Raw genomic sequence first — 19,674 nt, 5'->3', positions numbered from 1 at the left:
TCCGCATCAGAACTTGTAGCGGAGGCGCAGGTAGCCGACGTGGCCGTCGCTCGAGTCGGTGCCCTGGTAGTCGTAGTTGCCGGAGATGGTCAGCTTGTCGTTCGACAGGAAGGTCAGGCCGACGCCGACATTGTAGATGTCCTGGCTCGGCTTGGCCCCCTTGATCGTCGAGGCGAGTTCGGGAAGGTTGACCATGGTGAAGTTGTTGGACGGAGCGTCGTCGTTGAACTCACGCGTGTAGCCGATGCGCAGTTCGGGGATCAGGCGCCCGCCTTCGATCGCCACGGGATAGGCGATCCGCAAGCCGATGCCGGCCTGGAACGACGTGTTGTCCGAGGAAGCCATCGACACGCCGTTCGAACCCGTCTCCTTGTAGGAGTCGGTGTCGGAGTAGGTGTACTGGAGGAACAGGTTGGGCGTCAGTTCGAAGCCGTTGAGGCTCTTCGTCAAACCGCCGCCGATACGGGCCCGGTAGGCGGAGGAGTCGAAGTCCGCCGTCAGGTTTTCGATCGTCGAGAAGCCGCTGGAGGCCTGGGTGACGGCGAACTTGCGGGTCTGGTCGTTCTTGTTGAAGCCATAACCCAACTGGAAGTCCACATACCACGGAGCCGGGTTGTAGCTGGCGTACAGCGTCGCCTGGTAGCTGTCGATATCCGAACTATCGCCGGCGGAAGCGTCCTTGCCGTCGATGTCGGTGTTCGCATAGCCGACCGCCAGGCCGATGCGCAGGTTGTCGGCGACCACGGTATCCGCACCGATCGTCAGGCCGCGGCTGTCGGCCTGGAAGCCGGAAACGCCGTCCTTCAGATCCTGCGTGAAGGTGGACAGGTAAGGCTGGGCCCACATCTCGATGCCGCGGCCGACCATGTCGCCGGCGGCCATGCCGGTCTGGCTGTCCGCTCCGCGCATGGACGCGAGACGGGTGCTGACCGTCGTCGTGGACGCCGCCCCGATCGCGTTGGTGACGGTGGAGCCCGTCGCGGAGATGCTGAAATCAGGCGTCAGCTCCCTGACGAACTGGGAGACGATGTCGTTGACCTGGGTCTGGGACAGCTGGACCGGGGTGCCGTTGATCGTGACCGTCGAGCTCTGGAAGATCGACAGGATGTTGCCGAGCGACGTCGTCGATCCGACGGTGGTGATCCGCTGCGACAAGCCGCCGGGCAGGTCCACGATCGTGGTGAGCGCCCTTTCGAGAGCGACTGTGGTCGAAGCGACCGAGGCGTTGCCGCCGGTCGAGACCGTGCCGGACTTGATCGCGTCGATCGCCTTCTGGACCGGCGCGTCGGGAGAGATGCCGGCCTCGCGGGTGATCCGGAGCTGGTTGCCCGACTGGGACAGTACGAACTTTTCGATCGCGTTGGTGTTGTCGACGCCGGCGGTCGACGCGAGGGTCAGCGTGCCGGTCGATTCGAGGACCGTCAGGGACGTGCCGGGAGCGACCGTGGCGGTCCGCGACCCGGTGTTCGGCGCGACCTTGCCATCCACGCTGGCCGTTCCGCTGACCGAGAGCTTGCCCTGGGCGGCGTCGGTGATCGTGACGGCCAGGGTGCCGGTCGAGGTCTGGACGTAGTTGCCGGTGATCGTGCGGGTGGCGCTGCCGACGTCCAGGGTGCCGGAGTTGGTCACCGTGGTCGCGGCGATGGAGCCGTTCTGGTTGACCTTGGCGCCCGAGGCGATGGTGAAGGCGCTGAAGCCCGTGATGCTGCCGTTGAGCGTGGAGGTCCCGCTCAGCGCGTTCACGGTGTTGGTGCCGGCGCCGCCGCTGACGTTGCCGGTGATGCTGCCGCCGAGCAGGCGCAGCTCGTCGTTGCCCGACCCGAACATGACCTTGCCGACGATCGTGCCGGAGTTGGTGACGACCAGGCGGGCCGAGCTGAGCGAGGCGTCGATCGCCATGCCGGAACCGTCGTTCGGGCCGCCCTGGATCGTGCCGCTGTTGGTGATCCCGTCGGAGATCGAGCCGTTCGCGCCGAGATAAATGGCGGTGCCGGTCTGGGAGATGATCGTGCCGCTGTTGGTGATGCTGCGCATCGCCCCGTAGACGGAGATCGCGTTGCCGCTGTCGCTGGAGATCAGCCCTTCGTTGGTGATCGTCGACCCGCCCACGTCCCCATTGGCGACGTCGTTCGCGACGATGATGCCGTCGGCGCCACCGGTGCCCCGGATCACGCCCGTCGGGCGGTTGATGATGTCGGCCCGGCTGGCGAGATAGATCGCGGCGACGTCGCGCGCCGTGTTGCCGGGGGCCTTGCTCGCCTCGATCGTGCCGTAGTTGTCGATCTTGGTCGCGGCGGAGGCGACGCCGGTGACGACGACGGCGGAACTGTTCGCGAAGCCGCGGATGGTGCCCCTGTTCTCGACCGAGCCGCCGCCGATCAGTTCGATCGCCACGGGCTTGTCCGCAGTGCCGACGATCGTCTGGTTGGCGGCGACGTTGGTGGCCGTCCGGACCGTCGCGACCGGCGTGACCGACCGGACCTGAGCATAGGCGCTGCCGACGCCCGAGAATACTGCGCTGAACGCGAACACCGATGTGGTTGCAAGCAGTACCGCCTGCTGCCTATGACGTCTATTGATCAACATAAATGTGCCCCCTGCGGCGAATGCGGCAAAGTTCTGCAAATTTCGAACTGCGTACCGTCATGAGTAAACAATCTGGGGAGAAGGATCAAGTACCGATAATCGTATCACGTGCGTCGTAATGCACCTGTTCAGGTTTATGGCACCAAAGACACACCAGACAGCTGATTATCAGGATATGCGCCATCCCGGACACCGCACCAGCGCTGTCATTCCTTCCCCAATTCGACCGCATCAGCGTTAAGGCAACATTAAATACTCGCGGTGATAGTGGCGCTCGGCCAAGCAGCCCCCGCGGAATCCCGCCGGACCCGGTCGCGCCCCGTCCGTGACGGCGGCCGGGCACGGTCCGGGGACCGCCCCGCGTCGGCGGCGTGGACCGCGTCATGACCGGCCCTTCAGGGGTCGCTGAGAGGATAAATCCGGGTGCCAGCCAACTCCCCCGTGTCGGACGGGTCTTCGACCGTGAGCCCCGCCGCGGTACCGGCGGAACGATCCGCCGGCGCGGCGCCGTCCTGGCTGACGGCCACGGGCGGAGCGATCGTGTCGGCGTCGTTCTTCATCTTCGTGCCCGCGCTGAAGCCATTCGCGCTGGGCGTGTGGTACCAGTCGGAGCCGGTGATCGCGGCGCTGTTCGCCTGCGCGGCCGCCGCGACACTGTGCCTCGCGCTGATGGCCGCCCTGCGGTACCCGGTGACGGCCGCCCTCACCCATCCCCTGACCCTGGCGACCTCAGCCCTGGCACTCTGGTCGGCCGCGGCGTCGCTGGCGGCGCCGCTCCCGGTGCGGTCGGCGATGGGACCGCCACAGACCGGCGAAGGGGTCCTGTGGTACGCGTCCCTCGCCGCCCTGACGGCGTTGACCCTGGCGGTGTGGCAGCGCCGGCGGGTCCGTCAGGCCATCGTCGGCTCGGCGGCGGTCTCCGGCGTGATCCTGCTGGCCCTCAATGTCAGCGAGCCGATCGGCTCGCCCTGGCGCCCGGTGGTCTGGCCGGAGTTCGCGGCGCTGCTGGGGCTGTCCGTGATAGCCATCGTGGCGAGCGACAAGAGCCTCCGGTGGCCGGCGCCGCTGGCCCGCCGACTCGGGCGGGTCGCCGGCCCCGCACTGTCCGGCCCCGGCCCCCTGCGGATGGCCGCCGCCCTGGCGCTTGGCGGCGCGATCGTCGCGACGTCGCAGAACAAGACCGCGATCGGCATCGCCGCGGCGGCGATCCCCGCCATGCTGATCCTGGCCCGGGCGATCGGGACCGGGCGTTCCTGGCGCGTCCTCGCCGCCGTGGCGGCGCTCGCCCTGACCGTGGCGGTCCCGGCGGGAATGTACTGGCTCGGCACCGCCAAGGGGCTCGAGTCGCCGCTGTCGCGCACCGAGATGATCCTGGTGGCGCTCGAGGCGCTCCGGTCCGACCCGATGCTGCTGGTGCACGGCGCCGGCTGGGGCTCGTTCAACGACGTCCTCTACAGCTTCCTGAACCGGGTGCGCGACGTCCGCGCGGTCACCGAGACCTGGCAGCAGTCCCTCGGAAATACCGGCGGCGGCGCCTTCCACACCCACAACACCTACCTGGAGGCGACCCTGTCGGCGGGACTTCCCGGCGGCGTCCTGATGGCGGCCCTGCCGGTCACGGCGATCCTATGCGCCCGCCGCCGGTCCCGCGCGCTGCTGTGCGCCGTCTGGGTGGCGATCGCCGGGCTCCTGGCGGCCTGGTTCACCCTGCCGGTCGCGGTTCCGTTCCAGGCGGTCGCCTTCGCCGCGACCGCCGGCGGCGTGAGGCGGCGGAGCCCGTCCGGCACCGCGATGACGCGCCGCTTGGCCGTCGGCATCGCGCTGATCGTCGCCGTGACCCTCACCGCCGGATCGGCTCTCGCGATCCGGGTTGCCGCCGAGTCGGACCGGCTGCTCGCCGTGATCAGGTCCGGCCGGCCGCCGGCGTCCGACGCCCCGCCCTTCCTGCTGTGGGACCACGGGCAGGGCGGCTCGCACCTGTGGTGGATCGCGCTGGACCTGACGCACGAACTGGCCGCCAAGGGGCAGAACGGGCAGCCGCTGACGGAAAGCGAGGTCTTCTGGTTCGAGACCCTGCTCCGGGCGGTGGACCGCCACGCCGCGGACCTGCCGTCGAGCACCCGGCTGAAGTCGCTGACGCTGATCATGCGCGACGAGCTGGCGACCAAGATGGGCGATCCCCGGCTCGACCGCCTGCGCGAGTGGGAAGTTCCCGCCTGGAGCCAGAAGCTGTTCGCCCTGCTCGACCAGCTGCCCGGCCGGGTCGATCTGTCCGTCCCCTTCCTCGACCTGCTGGTGACGTCGAACAACGCCCCGGTCGCGATCCGCGTCGGCAACGAACTGCTGCTGCGCAACCCCGACGATCCGGTCGCCCTGTGGTTCACCGGCATCGCCATGGCACCGACCGCCGAGTGGGGCAACCTGGGACAGGCCCGGTTGCTGCGCGCCGTGGAAGCGGGCGTAGAGCGAGTCATACCCCTGACACCCGAGATCCGGAACAAGCTCCATGAACTGCGCCGCGACTGATCGCAGCGCCGCCGCGCCCGGCCGGCCGCCACCGCGAATGCCGCGGGGGCGCCGCGGGCTGGCGCTCCTCCTGGCGTCCCTTCTCGCGGCCGGATGCACGGCCAGCCCGGCCGAACGCGGGTCCGCGGCCGCCGAAATCGCCGCAGGGGGCGGATTAACCAGGTCCACCCTGCGCTCCGGCGGGTTCGACATCGCCGTCTGGTCGCGCTTCGACCAGCCGGGCGCCCCCGTTCATGTGTATGTCGAGGGCGACGGCTATGCCTGGTCGTCGCCTACCGACCCGTCATCCGACCCGACGCCGCTCAACCCGATGGCGCTGCGGCTCGCCGCGCTGGATGGCGGACCCAACGTCCTGTACCTGGGGCGGCCATGCCAATTCCGGCCGGCGGGCTCCCGCGACTCGTGCGAGTCGACGTTCTGGACCTCGCGGCGCCTCGCCGAACCGGTGATAGCGGCGCTGGACGGCGCGATCGACCGGGCGCTCCCCACTCCGCCCCATCGGCTCGTGCTGATCGGGTATTCGGGTGGCGGCGGCGCCGTCGTCCTGCTGGCGGCCCGGCGGTCCGACGTGGCCGCCGTGGTCAGCGTCGCGGGAAACCTCGCCACGGCGGCGTGGACTTCCCACCACCGGATCTCGCCCCTGTCCGGCTCGCTCGACCCGTCCGACTCGGCGCGCCGCCTGGGTGCCTTGCCGCAACTGCACCTGGTCGGCGCGCGGGACGGCGTCGTGCCCCGGCTGGTCGCCGACAGCTACGCCCGGCGCGCGGCGCCAGATGCCTGCCTGCGAATCCTGCAGGTCGCCGGCGCCAGCCATGACAAGGGTTGGCTGGAGGAATGGCCGGCGGTCCTCCGGGAGGTTCCGGACTGCACGGCCGTGCCGCCCCGGCCGGCTCCGACTCGATGACTTGTGAACAGCGATGACATCTGGGAAAACCTTCATGAACCACTGGATGCTGTGGACCGTCGGCCTTGGACTGGCGCTCGGCCCAGCCCTGCCGCCGGGTTCCGCTTGGGCCGTCGAGAAGGCGGCCGAGAAACCCGCCGCCAAAAGGACCGCGGTCTCGTCCCCGATCGAGGACTGGGCGGTCACGGCCGTGTCCCGGGAAAGCGGCGAGTTCGACTACTGCGCCGCGGGCACCCGGTACGACAACGGGCATGCCCTGCTGATCGCGAAGAACAAGGCCGACGAGGTCGTCGTGATCGTCGGCCTGCCCGAATCCCGGCTGAACCCGAAATCCCTGCTGCCGACGACACTGACGATCGACCAGCGCGGAACGCGGCAGGGATCGGGCCTGGTCACGAGGCCATCCGCCCTGGCGGTTTCACTCGGGAAGGACGCCTCCTTCTTCGAGGCGATCCGCCGGGGCAACACGCTGGCCATCGACAATCCGGACGTGAAGCTGTCGCTCAGCCTGCGCGGTAGCGGCGCCGCGCTCGCCAACCTGAACACTTGCGTCCAGTCCAACGGCAGGACGGCGGCGAAACCCCTGACGATCGCCGAAGCCCCGCCGGCCCCGCTTCCCGGCCCGGCCGCCGACGCGCCGGAGGCTCCCGCCCCGGCGGAAGCGGCGATCCCGGTACCCGAGCCCCCGCCGGCCGCGGTCCAGGCGGATCCGCCCGCGGAGCCGCCCGGGACCCCGGCCGCCGCGACGGCCACGCCGCCGGCACCCGGGCCGGCACCGGGGGATGGCAGGAGTGCGGAAGCGGTGCCTCAGCCGGTTCCGCCCCCCGCCGGCGAGCCCCCCGCGGCGAACCTCGCCTCGGTGCCGCCGATGCCGGCTCCGCCCGCGGGGACCGCTCCGGACCCCGTCCCGGCGCCAACCGCCGCTCCGCCGATCCTGGGACCCACTCTGCCCGACGCGCTGGTCAACCTGCTTTCCGCCGCCGGCATGGCCGGGATCGTCCCGGTTTCGCTGGACCGGGTCGCGCCCGACCAGAGGCCGGCGACATTCGCCTGGAAGTACGGCCAAGTGTTCGGCGGCATCCGCGAGGTCAGCATCATCGACAACCGCAGCCTTGCGGAATTGACCGAGTCCTATGTCGAAGTGCTGAAGAACAGCTGTTCAGGAGAATTCAGGTCGTCGCTGGGACCGGTCGAGCAGCTGCGCGAGATCACCCTGCGGGTTGGAGAGGCCGCCTGCGTCCTGCCGGAGCGGACGACGGAATTCCGCCATGTCTATTACATGAACAGGGCACGGATCTTCACGACCTTCATCCATGAGAGCGACACGGCCGGGAAGGCCATGGCGGAGAAGGCTCGCGACCAGCTGGCGTCCGTGATCCGCCAAGTCGCCACCGCGGCCCGCTGACGGCTTGGCCCTTGCAGGACCCGGGGCCTGCAAGGCCCCGATCGAGGGTCCGGCAAGGGCCAAGCCGGTCAGCCCCTCGGGCCCAGGCGCGTCCGCCAGTAGTCCAGAACCGAACGCAGGGTATCGTCCATGTCGCGCTCCGGTTTCCAGCCCAGCAGCTCCCGGGCCCGGCTGCTGTCGCCGACGACCGAGGGCGTATCGCTGGCGCGGAACCGGGCGGGATCCTGTACCAGTTCGATCGGCACCGTCGACATGGACACGAGCCTGTCCAGCAGATCGCCGATCCGCCTGCCGGTTCCCGAGGCGAGGTTGATGATGCATCCGGGCGGCAGCCGATCGGCCGACCGGATGATCCGGACATAGCCGTCGACCACGTCGCCGACATCGAGGAAGTCCCGGACGGCATCCAGCCAACCGACGCGGATGACGGGCTCCTGCTGTCCAAGCTCGATCCGCGCGATCTGGGCGGCGAACGATGGGATGGCGAACTGCTCGCCCTGGCCGGGGCCGGTATGGTTGAACGGCCGGACCCGGGTGACGGCGACTCCCTGGAGCGCCATCTGCCCGAGCATCAGGTCGGCCGCCGCCTTGCTGGCGGCATAGGGGTTGGCCGGCTGAAGCAGCGCCCCCTCGTCCAGGGGCACGCCGGCCTTGAAGCTGGCGCCGTAGATCTCCGAGCTGCTGCTGAACAGGATGCGGCACGACGGGCATTCGTCGGCGACCGCCAGCGCGACGTTCAACGTGCCGCCGAGATTGACGCCCCACGCGAAGCGGGGGTCCCGGGTGGCCGCCGTCACGGCCGCGATCGCCGCGAGATGCACCATATGGGTCGGCTGTTCGGCACGGACGACGGAGCTTACCTGCGCCGCGTCGGTGACGTCCATCCCTGTCAGGCGGACCGGAATGCGGCCGGACGGAATCCCCGCGCCCGCCGGATCGGCGCCCGGCCGGGAAGTGCCGGCGACGATCTCGCTCCCGTCCGCCAGCGTCCTGTCCAGCGCGGCGATGAGGTGACGGCCCACGAAGCCGGTTCCCCCCGTCACCAGCACCTTGAGCGGCGTTTCTTCCGAAGACACGGCCCGTCCTACTTCATGTTCCGGCGGACACGCTGAAGATCGACATCCACCATTTCGCGGATCATTTCCTCCAAACCGATTTCCGGGACCCAGCCGAATTTTTCCCGCGCCTTCTTCGAGTCGCCCAGGAGGACGTCGACTTCGGCCGGCCGGAAAAGATCGGGGCAGATCACGATGTGATCCTCAGCCTTCAGGCCGACATGGTCGAAGGCGATCCTGCACATGTCGCGGACCGTCGTCGTACGGCCGGTGGCGATGACGTAATCGTCGGGCTCGTCCTGCTGGAGCATCATCCACATGGCCCGGACATAGTCCTTGGAATGGCCCCAGTCGCGCTTCGCGTCGATGTTGCCGAGGCGCAGCTCCTTCTCCAGCCCGAGCTTGATCCGGGCGACGCCGTCGGTGACCTTGCGGGTCACGAACTCGATCCCGCGCAGCGGCGACTCGTGGTTGAACAGGATACCGCTGCTGGCATGCAGGTTGAAGCTCTCGCGGTAATTGACCGTCATCCAGTGGGCGTAGAGCTTGGCGGCCGCATAGGGCGAGCGCGGGTAGAACGGGGTCGTCTCCGTCTGGACGGGTTCCTGGATGAGCCCGTACATCTCGGATGACGAGGCCTGGTAGAAGCGGGCCGTCGGGCACTCCAGGCGAACGGCCTCCAGCACGTTGGCCGTGCCCAGGCCGGTGACGGTGCCGGTCAGGAGGGGCTGCTGCCAGGACGACTTGACGAAGGACTGGGCGGCGAGATTGTAGACCTCGTCGGGCTTGACCTCCTTGAAGGTCCGCATCAGCCCGGAAAGGTCGGTGAGGTTGCCGTCGACGAACCTGATGTGCTTTTCGATCCCGAGCCACCGCAGGCGCGCATCGACCACATCCGCCGAGCTGCTCCGACGCAGCATGCCGTACACTTCATACCCTTTGCCGAGCAGAAGTTCAGACAGATAGGCCCCGTCCTGTCCAGTAACACCAGTAATCAACGCGCGCTTCATTACTTTTCCCCTTGATCACAAAAGGCATCGTCCACAGGAGGCGTTTAAACAATCCACATCGCCGAAATCAGCAAGATCATCTTCCCGCGCCAAGCTGGATATCTTCCAAATCGGTCAATGTCATACCATGGGCACGATATCAAGGTACCCGGAACGTCATGCTTCCACCGGATGGATCCGACGCGACAAGCCGACCGTGGGTACCCGCATCCGGCCACCGCAACGGCGGCATCGCATCGGGGAAGCGTCGACGCCCACTGACATTCGATCTCCCCACCATAGTCAATCCGACAGGCGCGCAACAAGAGGCGCAACGGCCGTCGCACCGAATCGCCGACGGTACCGGCGCGGCGCCGCGGCGTACGGCGGCCATCAGGCGCGCCGTGCCAAGCGGGACGGCTCCGGCTCGTCGCCGTCCGCCATGGCCGTTCCGCCGGCGGTATCGGCGCAGGACCGTTCATGTTCCCGGCCACCCGCCCGCCGTTGCGGATCGGTCGGACCCGGTTGCCAAATGGCGTCCCACCGGTCGTGCAGGACGGCATCGACGAGTTGCTCCGCCGCACGCGCCCAGGTCAGCCAGGGCATGTTCCCGGTATTCGGCACGTCGCCACGACGATGGCGCTCGATCCAGGCGGACAAAGCCTCCGCGAAATCACGCCCCTCCGTCCCGGAGAAATACGTCGCATGATCGCCGGCGATCTCCCGGAAAACCGGGATGTCCCGCGCGATGATCGGCTGGCCGTGCTTGGCGGCCTCGATCAGCGGAAGGCCGAAGCCCTCGTCCTGCGACATGCCGAGCAATGCGGTGCATTGTGCGTAGAGCGCGTTCAGATCGGCGTCCGAGGCCTTGTCGAGCCAGTGGAGCCGCCTGCCGGCCTCGACGTGGCCCCGCATCCTGGCGGCCAGTTCCTCGACCATCCAACCCTGCTTGCCGACCAGGACGAGGTCGATGTCGGCTCCGGCGGCCCACAGTTCCTCGAAGGCGGCGAGGCACTGGGCATGCCCCTTCCTGGGTTCGACCGTGCCGACCACCAGGAACTTCAGGGTCGGCCGTTCCAGCAGGGACGCCACCCCGTCGGATACCCTACCCGCCTTGGTGTCGATATCCGCGCCGAGATGGAAATGGCCGATCCTCAGCGGCGTCAGCCGCTCGACGTCCAGTTCCGGCAGGTGGTCCAGCAGTTGCTGCGCCACCGATCGCGAGATGCAGACCAAGCCGTCCGCCTCGCGGGAGATCGTCTGGAGCCAGGTGCGGAACAGCGGGAACGGAGGGAACCATTGCGGCCGCAGGACGGGAAGCAGGTCGTACACGACGTAGAAGACGCGAACGCCCCGGTGCCGCAGGCGGCGGTTCAGCTCCTGCCGGCCGGCGATCTGGTGCGCCACGAGGTCCAGGCCGAGCAGCACGTCGCCCGGCCGGGTGTCGATCAGATCGTCGCCAAGGCCCTGGCCGGGCATGCCGATCAGCTTCGCCGTCAGCGCGCGGGCGTAGCGGAACACCCCGGTGCCGTCGTCGAAGACCGGCTCGACCCGGAAACCGGCCGGCGGGTTCTCCAGGAGCTTCAGGGTGATGTTCTTCGTGACCCGCTGGATGCCGGTGCCGGCGTCGCGCTGCACGAGTTCCGACACGTCGATCAGGAACTGGCGGACCGGTACCGCCGGAGGCAGGTTCTCGGCGGCGCAGACCAGCACCTTTTCCCAATCTTCGGGACCGGGAGCATCGGGAGCGGAGATCGCCATGACGTCGTCGGCCAGCCGGTCCAGGCGCGCCATGCGGGAGTCCCCGGCATGCTCCTCCAGCGCATCGCGATACAGCTCGGCCATGCGGGCCGGGCTGCGGTCCGGATCGGGCCGGACGATTCCGGCCGCGCTCTCCAGGACCGATCCCAGGCACGGGTATTTCACCACGACGGCTTCGGGATCTTCCGCCCGCAGGCGCTCGATCACCGCCGTCCAGCCGTGGGAGCGGTAAAGCTCGGCCGTCCAGGGGTCGGGCCGCCCTTCCGCGGGCGGCAGGAGCGACAGCGCGTCGCCCAGGCGGTCGTCATGAAGCGCGACGGTGCCGGGCCACTGTCGGAGCAGGTCCGAGACCCAGGGATGAAGGTCGGCATCGTTCCCCAGGTGGTAGAGCACGCGGTCGAACCGCGCCCCGTTCCCGGCGAACCACGAGGCGGACCGGATCGGCAGGTTGGACCGGGCGAATCCGTCCTCGACCAGGTCCTGGCGAACGACGCACTCGATGTCGTAGTAGCGGGCCAGTTCCGGCAGGATCGCGCCGGCATGGCGGGAAAACCGGTTCACTTCCGGCTTCAGCGGACAGACGAAGGCCAGCCGGGGCCGCCGAGGCAGCGGCGCACGCACCGCGACGCGGGAGCTTTCGCGGCGCCGGTCATGCAGTTCCTCGAAGGCGTCGAGCGCCTTGCGCGCCGTGCTCTCCCAGCTGAACAGGCGCGCGCGGGCGAGGCCGTGCCGGCGCAGGTCCGCGAGGAAGCCTTCGTCGCCCAAGGCCCGCTCCATGGCGCCCGCGATGGCCTCGGGCGATGCGGCGTCGAACAGGGCATCCGGGCGGCCGACCACCTCGGGCAGGCTCGTCGAGTCCGACGCGATCACCGGGGCGCCGCAGGCCATCGCCTCCAGGGCCGGCAGGCCGAAGCCCTCGTGGAGCGACGGAAAGACGTAGAGCCGGCAGATGGTATAGAGCGCCAGCAGATCCTCGTCCGGAACGTAGCCGGTGATGACGTAGTCGTCGTCGCGCAGGCCGGCCCGGCGGGCGGCGGCGTTCAGCCGCGCCAGGTTATGGTCGTCGATCCGGCAGACGATGGCCAGCCGGTGGGATCGGCGCACCTGCGGCGACAGTTTCCCGTAGGCCGTGAACAGCCCTTCCACGTTCTTGTGCGGCTCGATGGTCGCCGTGTACAGGACGAACGGCTTCTCCAGGCCGTAGCGCCGCCGCAGGGCCGCCTCGTCCGCCGGCTCGACCGGGCGAAACATCGGGTCGACCGCGGACGAGATCGACCGCACCCGGTCCTCCGGCAGGCCAAGCAGCTCGATCCCCTCCCGCCGCGTATGGTCGGAGATCGCGAGCCACAGGTCGGCCCGCCGCAGCGACGCCAGCTTGCGCTCGTACCAGTCGGCGACCGCGGGGTTGGCCAGGTAGACGTCGCGCCGGACCAGCGGGATCAGGTCGTACAAGGTGACCGCGGTCGGCAGGTCGGCGGCGACCTCCCCGATGGAGGTGGTGACATCGTCGCCCAGCCCCTCGAAGAGGCTGGACACGTGCAGGACATCCGGTCGCAGCGACTCCAGGAACCGCTCGCGCAGCCGCTCCGCGGCGCGGGCGCGCCAGCGGCTGTCCCCGGTCACGGATCCGACGCCGCCGGGCTGGGACCAGGTGACGATCCGCTCAGCGGGGACGAATCCGTCCAGGTCGGCGCGAACCGCGTCGACCATGTCGGGCAGCGCCCCGTTCAGCGCGACGATGACCTCGTGGCCGGTCGCCAGCGTCGCCAGGTGGCGCGCCAGGGCCAGGGAGTAGCGCCCGATGCCGCGGACGCGGCTCGGCGATTGGCGGGACTGCAGGTCCAGGACGATACGCATGGTGGCTTCTTCCGGTCAGCGCGCGCGCGCGAGCGCGCGTCGGAAAGCGGTTTCGACGATGGCTTCAGCCGGGGACGGGCTTCGGGAGACGATGGCGGGGCCGGAGCGGTCCGGCCGGCGCGGCGGCGGAATGTCGGCCACGGCGGTCGCCGGCACCCCCGGCGGCGGCGCCACGAGGGAACGGACCTTGCGCTCCAGCGCGGGACTCCTCGCCAGGACGGCCACCGCGGCGCGCTTGAGCACGGGTTGGCGCGCCGACCAATGGGCCGCGCGGCTGACCAGGGAGGGACCCGGCCGGGAGCCCCCGGCGTCCCCCATGGACCTGGCGAGGGCCGCGGCGGCCATCTTGACCCCCCGCATCGGCGCCGTGATGCGCCAGGAGGAGCTGGCCAGGACCGAGTCCAGTTCCAGCTTGGCCAGGAAAGAGGCGTGCTCCAGCTCGGCCAGCCGGTGCCTCAGCGCGGCCGTCTCGGCCTGCACCGAATTCTCCATTCCTTCCCGCAGGGCCACGATGCCGGTCCTCAATCCGGCGGCCTGGACGGACAGGTCCGCCATCTGGTCGAGCAGCCTCGCCTCCCGCTCGGACGCCCGGGCCCCGGCCGCGGCAGCCTCATCGAGAGCACGCATCAGCTCGCCCAGGCGCGCCTCCAGCTCCAGCCGCCGCGACTCGTCCTCGGCCCTGCGAGCCGCTTCCTCCGCGCGCCTGGCGGCTTCGGCGGCCTGGGCGGCCTCGGCCCGGGTCTTCCATTCCTCGACCTGGGCCTTCAGGATCTCCAGTTCGCTCCTGTATGACTCCCGCTCCTCTTCCAGCTTGGCGGAGAGCACGTTGGCCCGGTCGTGCGCCTGGCGGTCGGTGATCCGCATCCAGTCGTCGAAGACGTTGGGCGGGCTCTCGAAGGAACCGGCCAGATCGGCATGCTCGTCCGCCACGTAGAAGCGGTTGAGGCCGTCGAAATAGACGAAGGAGTAGCCCCGCTCCTTCAGACGGGGCTCCCAGGATGCATGGCTCTGCACCTGGCTCAGGACTTCCGTCGCCTCGACCACGATGATCCAGGGCCGGATCTCCTCGAGGGAAAGCCCCCGCAGGACCGACCCCTCAAGTCCCTCGACGTCGATCTTGAGGAAATGGACCTCGCCGCTGACATACTTCCGGAACACCTCGTCGAGCGTCTCGACCACGACGCTGCGCCTGGTGACCTGATAACCCGCGGCACGATGATTTTCGGCGATCTTCGGGTTTATCGTGGAGAGGCCGGTGCCGGCCACGTCGTGGAACTCGATGAACCCGGTCCGGTCCGCGATGGCGATCGGCAGGTTGACGTCGCGCGGACGCGCCTCCAGCAACTGCCGGTGGAATTCCAGGACCGGCTCGATATTGATGCCCCGCCACCCGCGCTCGTAGAAGGCGCGGGTCACGGAATGCTCGTCCGGGCTGTTGGCGCCGACATCGACATAGAAGCCCTGCTCCACGCCGCGCAGGGCGCGGAACAGCATGATGTCTTCGTAGTTCTGGGCGTAGGAGATAAAGGTCATCGGCTCGGGGTCTCGATATCGGATTGGTCACGGAGGGCCGGGATCGGGGCGCTTCGCCGCCGCCGGGGCTCCCGGGGCCGGGGCTCCCGGGGCCGGAGCGCCGAGGCGTTCAGTCTCCCGCCTCCACCCGGTCGGCACCGAGCTGCTCGCCCCCGGCTCCCGATTCGATCCCGGAGCCACGGCCATAGGAGAGGCGGGCCGGCAGCGGCGTCAGGCCCGCGTAGTCGGGCACGCCGTCGGGCATGACCTGGAAGACGACCGCCTGGTCGATCCAGTCGAGATGGCTGCTGTGCAGGGCGTCGTCGACCACGGCTACGGAGACGTTGTACGACCCGGCGCCCAGCCGGAGCTCGACGTCGAAATCCACGTGGAACCGCGTTCCGACCTCGAAGCGGTCGTCGATCGTGACCTTCTTCAGATGGGTATTGGTGCCGTAGATATGGTTGCCCAGCCGGTCGCGGATCATGATGCCGACATTGGGCCGGACGTCGGGATCGTTGCAGGTGATGGTCTGCCGGATGCGGGCGGTCTCCCCCGTCTTGAAGACCCGGCCGGGCCTTCCGTCCATGTCCAGGATCTGGATGGCGGAGATTTCCATCCGGGCGTCGCCGCTGCGGGTGACGACGACGCCGTCGTTGCTGAACTGGCGGATCTCCTCGTCCTTCTTCCGCCGGTTGACCATGGCCTGGTAGTAGTCCAGGACCTCGTCCGGCCGGCCGTCGCGGATCACCACCCCCTCCTCGAGGATCAGGGCCCGGTCGCACAGGTTCTTGATCGCGGTCGGATCGTGGGAGACGAGGAAGAGGGTCGTCCCCGCCTCGCGGAAGCGCCGGATCCGCGCCATCGACTTGTGCTGGAAATAGGCGTCGCCGACCGCCAGGGCCTCGTCGACCACCAGGATCTCCGGGCGGACCGCGGTCGACGCGCTGAAGGCGAGGCGCATCTGCATGCCGGTGGAATATGTCCGCATCGGCTCGTCGAAATAGTCCTCCAGCTCCGAGAAGCGCTTGATCTCCTCGACCAGCGGCGGGATCTCCGCCGGGTCGAGGCCGAGGAGCTGGCAGCTGATCGTCGCGTTCTCCCGGCCTGTGAATTCGGGATGGAAGCCGACGCCCAATTCCAGCAGCCCGGCGACCCGGCCGTTGATCGCGACGGTGCCGCTGTCGGGCGTCGAGACTCCCAGGACGATCTTGAGCAGGGTGCTCTTGCCGGCGCCGTTGTAGCCGATGATGCCGATCGACTCCCCGGGCTCCGCCTCCAGCGAGACCCCCTTCAGGATCCAGTGCTCGTGGCGCCGCCGGATCCTGCCGTTGGTGATCGCCTCGACGAAGCGGTCCCAGTCGCTGGCGAAGGTATGGTACTTCTTGGTGATGTTCCGGATGCTGATCAGGGGCATCAAAGATAGTCCTGGACCGCGCTGTACAGACGCTTGAAGCAGAAATAGGCCAGCGCGAACAGCGCCGCCGCCAGCACCACGTGGCCGATATAGGCGGCCGGGTCCGGCAGGGCGTTGTTGAGCGCGATGTCGTGGTATCCGGTGATGATCCGGGTCATCGGGTTCCAGTTCGTGACGAACGAGGCGACCGCCGGGGGCAGGATCGACAGCGGATAGACGATGGGGGTCAGCCAGAACCAGAAGGTCAGCACGATGCCGATCGCCTGCCCGACGTCCCTGAAGAAGACGTTGAGCGTGCCGAGCAGCATGCCGAGCGAGATCGCGATGGCCTGCTGCAGGACCAGCAGCGGGATCATGCCCAGCAGGGCCCATCCCGGGATCCGGCCGGTCACGATCAGCAGGACGGCGAAGACCCCCAGCATGATCGCGAACTGGACGCCCTGGGACACGATCACGATGATCGGCAGCGTGATCTTCGGGAATCCCGCCTTCTTCAGCAGCATGGCGTTCTCGCCGAAGATGTTCAGCGAGCGCAGGATGGTGTTGGAGAAGTAGGTCCAGGTGATGATGCCGACGCACAGGTAGATCGCATAGGACATGCTGTCGTCGGAACCCGGCAGCCTGCTTTTCAGCACCTCGACGAACAGCGTCATGTACAGCAGGATGAGGGCCGCCGCGTTCAGCACCGGCCACAGCCAGCCGAGGACCGAGTTCATCGACTGCAGGCGCATCTCGCGCGTGGCTGCGCTCCAGATGAAGGCCCGATAGCGCCACAGCGGTTCCGCAAAGGGAATTTTCGTGATCACAGCATTCATGAGAGAATCCGCATTGTAGTCAGCCCGCTTCCGCCAAATGGCAGATCCATCATGAATCCAGCCTCACACTTTCCGGCAACACGCCTGGAACTCGAAATCTCTCTCTAGGTTTCCACTCAAGCATGTTTAACAACATATCAACTAATATTTACTGTATTCCACGCCGCGAATAGGAGCGGAACGGTTTCCTGTTGTCAAGCGCACTGCACCATCGGGGGGAGGTACCTAGACCTCTGCGCCGGTCAGCAGGAGGGAGCCCAGGGTCTCGGCATAGGTCTCGGACGAGCAGCGCCGGCGGATCGTCGCGGTGGCGGCAACGCCCAGCCGGACGCGGGCGTCCGGGCTTTCCGCCAGAAGGCGCAACTGCCGGGCGGCGTACTCCACCGAGGGTTCGGCCCAGACCTGGTCGGCGTAGTGGTAGCTTCCCTGAGGGTCGACAGCCGGCACCAGCCAGTAGGAAACCGGGCAGGAATTGTCGAAATCCATGAAGTCCGTGTTGCCCGACCAGTTCGTGGCGACGACCGGCACGCCGTGTCCCATCGCCTCCGCGAGCGGCAGGCCGAATCCCTCGGACCGGTGGAGCAGCATCACGGCGTCGCTGCCGGCGATCAGCGCGTCCAGCTCAGTCCGGTCCAGCGTGCCATCCAGGACGCTGATGCGAGGATCGCCGTCGATCGCCTCGGCCAGCTGGTCGCGGCCGGCCGGATAGGCCGGGACATGGTGCGTCTTCAGGATCAACCGCGCCTCGTCGGCCGGCCCGAAGGCCAGCTTGAACGCCTGGACCGCCGCCACCGGGTTCTTCCGGGTGAAGCCGGACGCCATGTTGAACGGGGTGAGCACCGTGAAGGGCGCGCCGGCCCGATCGCCAGCCGGCCGGAGGCGGCCCGGCGCCGCGACCGGATGGGCCACGATCCGCACCGGACGGTCGGTGTGCCGCCGGAACGCGTCGGCGGTGAACCGGCTGGGAACCCAGATCTCGTGGACATGCGCCAGGGCGGCGATCCAGTCGGCCGGCAGGTCGGGCAGCTCCCAGGCGAAATAGCCGATGATCCGCTTGGCCTTGATCGCCGCCCGTCCCAGCATCAGCAGGGCCAGCGGCGCCAGCGGCGCGTTGACGTGCAGGATCACGGTGCCCGGCCCCGGTGCGACCGCGGCGCCGGGGTCGATGGGCTCCGCGGGATCGCCGCCGAGCATGACCTGGCTGACGTCGAAGCCGCGTACGTCCAGCCCCTGGGCGCGGAGCGCACGCATGCAGAGCCGCGCCCCTTCCCCGAGGCCGGTGGCGCTGGAGATCGGCCCCACGACGACGACCGGTTCGGCCGGCGGCGGGCCGGGCAGCCGTGCGATGGGAGCGGCCAGCCGGGTGGTGCCGAACAGCAGCGACCGGCGCAGGCCCGGCGGCATGCTCCGCCACAGCGAGCGCACGGTCTTCCGGGGGGATACCGTCATCACGGCGGGCCTCCCCGGCGGTCAGCGCGCCTGCCGGCGGAGCGGCAGGCGGCTTTCCGTCCCGGGGGCCGGAACGGCGTTGTAACGGGGTGCCGGAGAGGCCGACGCGCCCGCCCCCAGCAGGAAGCGGGAGATGCGGTCGCCGGCTTCCGACCATCGGTCCTCGGCGTTCCGGGCGATGCCCTGGACGCAGCGGTGATAGAGGGCGGGATCGTCCAGCAGACGACCGATCGACGCCGCCAGCTCCTCTCCGCTGATGCCGGCCGCGATCAGGCCGTTGACGCCGGGGACGATCTGCTCGACCAGCGCGCCGGCCGGCGTCCCGACCACCGGCAGGCCGGCCGCCTCGGCCAGGACCAGGACTCCGGACTGGCTGGCCTCCCGGTAGGGCAGGACGACGAGGTCGGCCTCCTCCAGGATGCCATGCAACTCCTCCTCCCCGATGTAACGGTTCTCCACGGTCACGTCCGCCAGCCTTTCCAGGGCGGCCCGGTACGGCGAGATGTCGCCGTCGCCGTAGATGGCCAGGCTGAGGTCGGGATGGTCGGCCTTGAGCCGGCCGTAGGCGTCGAGCAGAAGGTCGAGGCCCTTGTAGGCGATGATCCGGCCGAAGAAGAGCAGCCGCCGGGGCGCCCGGATCTCGCCCGCCGGCCGGCAGGCCCGCCCGGCGTCGATGAACTGGTTGAACGGGCCGCAGGGGGCCACGGCGATCCGGTCGGCCGCGGTGCGGTGGCGAGTGCGCAGGACGCTGCCGACATGGTCGCTCAGCACCACGTACCCGTCGGCCTGGCGGATCTCCCAGTCCAGCCACCACTGGTACGGCAGGAACCGCTCGCCCGGATGGAGTGCCGCGTCGTGGATCGTCACGACGTAGCGCGCGCCGGCCCGGCGGATCGCCGGCAGCATGAAGGGGTTCCACAGGTGCTGCATGGTGCACAGGACGACGTCGATCTCGTGTTTTTCCAAGTATTCCCTGAACTGCCGCCTGACCTGCGGAAGGCGCGACAGCGCCATGACCGCCGATCCGACATCGCAATAGGTGTCCACGTCGAACCCCGGGAGCCCCAACGCCTTGATCTCGCGGTAGAGATCGCAATTGCGGGAAACCGACAGGTGCAGGTTGAACTCGTCCCGCCGAGACAGTTCACGGGCAACTTCCAAGCAATAATGGGCTCCACCGCCTCGCCTGCCCCAATACCAAAGCAGAAGATTCCGCTTCCGGCCGTCGGACATGTGTCGCTTGTCAGTGCCGACCACTCAATCAGGCCCTCTTCTCGTCGCTTACGGGCTGGCCACGCACGTCAGACCTGCTGGATGCCTGCCACTCCGGGGCAGTCCTGCCTATTGAACGAAACATCCGAGCGGTTGGCATCACTGCCATAGCTAACGAGCGTACCC

At 68.7% G+C, this 19,674-nt stretch carries 12 protein-coding genes; 3 read left to right on the top strand and 9 right to left on the bottom strand.

Going from position 1 to position 19,674, the window contains the following annotated elements:
- Positions 1-6: 6 nt before the first annotated feature.
- A complete protein-coding gene (locus JL101_RS02975; RefSeq protein ID WP_203100255.1) occupies positions 7-2,532 on the bottom strand; it encodes an autotransporter family protein in 2,526 nt (841 codons plus the stop codon).
- Between the two features lie 477 nt (positions 2,533-3,009).
- Between JL101_RS02975 and JL101_RS02970 the strand changes: the two genes are divergently transcribed.
- From JL101_RS02970 to JL101_RS36470, 3 genes are read left to right on the top strand one after another with little or no spacing between them, the layout of a single operon-like run.
- The gene (locus JL101_RS02970) at positions 3,010-5,112 is read left to right on the top strand and encodes a hypothetical protein (RefSeq protein ID WP_203100257.1); all 2,103 of its coding nucleotides are present in this window, start codon (positions 3,010-3,012) and stop codon (positions 5,110-5,112) included.
- A gap of 37 nt (positions 5,113-5,149) precedes the next feature.
- Complete coding sequence (locus tag JL101_RS02965; RefSeq protein WP_203100259.1) at positions 5,150-6,016, top strand: dienelactone hydrolase family protein; 867 nt, start codon at positions 5,150-5,152, stop codon at positions 6,014-6,016.
- Positions 6,017-6,050: 34 nt separating this feature from the next.
- The gene (locus JL101_RS36470) at positions 6,051-7,421 is read left to right on the top strand and encodes an invasion associated locus B family protein (protein ID WP_203100260.1); all 1,371 of its coding nucleotides are present in this window, start codon (positions 6,051-6,053) and stop codon (positions 7,419-7,421) included.
- A gap of 68 nt (positions 7,422-7,489) precedes the next feature.
- Here the strand turns inward: JL101_RS36470 and JL101_RS02955 are convergent, their stop codons facing one another.
- The 8 genes from JL101_RS02955 to JL101_RS02920 form a co-directional block, all read right to left on the bottom strand.
- A complete protein-coding gene (locus JL101_RS02955) occupies positions 7,490-8,497 on the bottom strand; it encodes a GDP-mannose 4,6-dehydratase (protein WP_203100261.1) in 1,008 nt (335 codons plus the stop codon).
- Positions 8,498-8,505: 8 nt separating this feature from the next.
- Entirely contained in the window at positions 8,506-9,486 is a 981-nt protein-coding gene (gene gmd / locus JL101_RS02950; protein WP_203100262.1) for a GDP-mannose 4,6-dehydratase, read from the bottom strand.
- Positions 9,487-9,858: 372 nt separating this feature from the next.
- Positions 9,859-13,083, bottom strand: coding sequence for a glycosyltransferase family 4 protein (locus JL101_RS02945; protein ID WP_203100263.1), 3,225 nt, complete (start codon positions 13,081-13,083; stop codon positions 9,859-9,861).
- A 15-nt stretch (positions 13,084-13,098) separates the two neighbouring features.
- Positions 13,099-14,616: an FkbM family methyltransferase gene (locus JL101_RS02940; protein ID WP_203100264.1), complete on the bottom strand. Its 1,518-nt coding sequence runs from the start codon at positions 14,614-14,616 to the stop codon at positions 13,099-13,101.
- Between the two features lie 109 nt (positions 14,617-14,725).
- A complete protein-coding gene (locus JL101_RS02935; RefSeq protein ID WP_203100265.1) occupies positions 14,726-16,012 on the bottom strand; it encodes an ABC transporter ATP-binding protein in 1,287 nt (428 codons plus the stop codon).
- Positions 16,012-16,827: an ABC transporter permease gene (locus JL101_RS02930; protein WP_203100267.1), complete on the bottom strand. Its 816-nt coding sequence runs from the start codon at positions 16,825-16,827 to the stop codon at positions 16,012-16,014. Before JL101_RS02930 ends, JL101_RS02935 begins: the two co-directional genes overlap by 1 nt.
- A gap of 225 nt (positions 16,828-17,052) precedes the next feature.
- Positions 17,053-18,276 (bottom strand): glycosyltransferase family 4 protein, encoded by a 1,224-nt coding sequence (locus tag JL101_RS02925; RefSeq protein WP_203100269.1) that lies wholly within the window; start codon positions 18,274-18,276, stop codon positions 17,053-17,055.
- Positions 18,277-18,297: 21 nt separating this feature from the next.
- Positions 18,298-19,437 carry a glycosyltransferase family 4 protein gene (locus JL101_RS02920; RefSeq protein ID WP_407697384.1) on the bottom strand — a complete coding sequence of 380 codons (1,140 nt, stop codon included), beginning with the start codon at positions 19,435-19,437 and terminating at the stop codon, positions 18,298-18,300.
- Positions 19,438-19,674 lie beyond the last annotated feature (237 nt).

This window comes from Skermanella rosea (assembly GCF_016806835.2).
GTDB lineage: Bacteria > Pseudomonadota > Alphaproteobacteria > Azospirillales > Azospirillaceae > Skermanella > Skermanella rosea.
This window is presented reverse-complemented; position numbering and strand designations above follow the sequence as displayed.

What these genes read in the sequence shown, in the direction of transcription:
- JL101_RS02945 (WP_203100263.1), bottom strand. Translation starts at nt 13,083, where the DNA reads ATGCGTATCGTCCTGGACCTGCAGTCCCGCCAATCGCCGAGCCGCGTC.
- JL101_RS02965 (WP_203100259.1), top strand. Translation starts at nt 5,150, where the DNA reads ATGCCGCGGGGGCGCCGCGGGCTGGCGCTCCTCCTGGCGTCCCTTCTC.
- JL101_RS02935 (WP_203100265.1), bottom strand. Translation starts at nt 16,012, where the DNA reads ATGCCCCTGATCAGCATCCGGAACATCACCAAGAAGTACCATACCTTC.
- JL101_RS02925 (WP_203100269.1), bottom strand. Translation starts at nt 18,276, where the DNA reads ATGACGGTATCCCCCCGGAAGACCGTGCGCTCGCTGTGGCGGAGCATG.
- JL101_RS36470 (WP_203100260.1), top strand. Translation starts at nt 6,051, where the DNA reads ATGAACCACTGGATGCTGTGGACCGTCGGCCTTGGACTGGCGCTCGGC.
- JL101_RS02930 (WP_203100267.1), bottom strand. Translation starts at nt 16,827, where the DNA reads ATGAATGCTGTGATCACGAAAATTCCCTTTGCGGAACCGCTGTGGCGC.
- gmd (WP_203100262.1), bottom strand. Translation starts at nt 9,486, where the DNA reads ATGAAGCGCGCGTTGATTACTGGTGTTACTGGACAGGACGGGGCCTAT.
- JL101_RS02940 (WP_203100264.1), bottom strand. Translation starts at nt 14,616, where the DNA reads ATGACCTTTATCTCCTACGCCCAGAACTACGAAGACATCATGCTGTTC.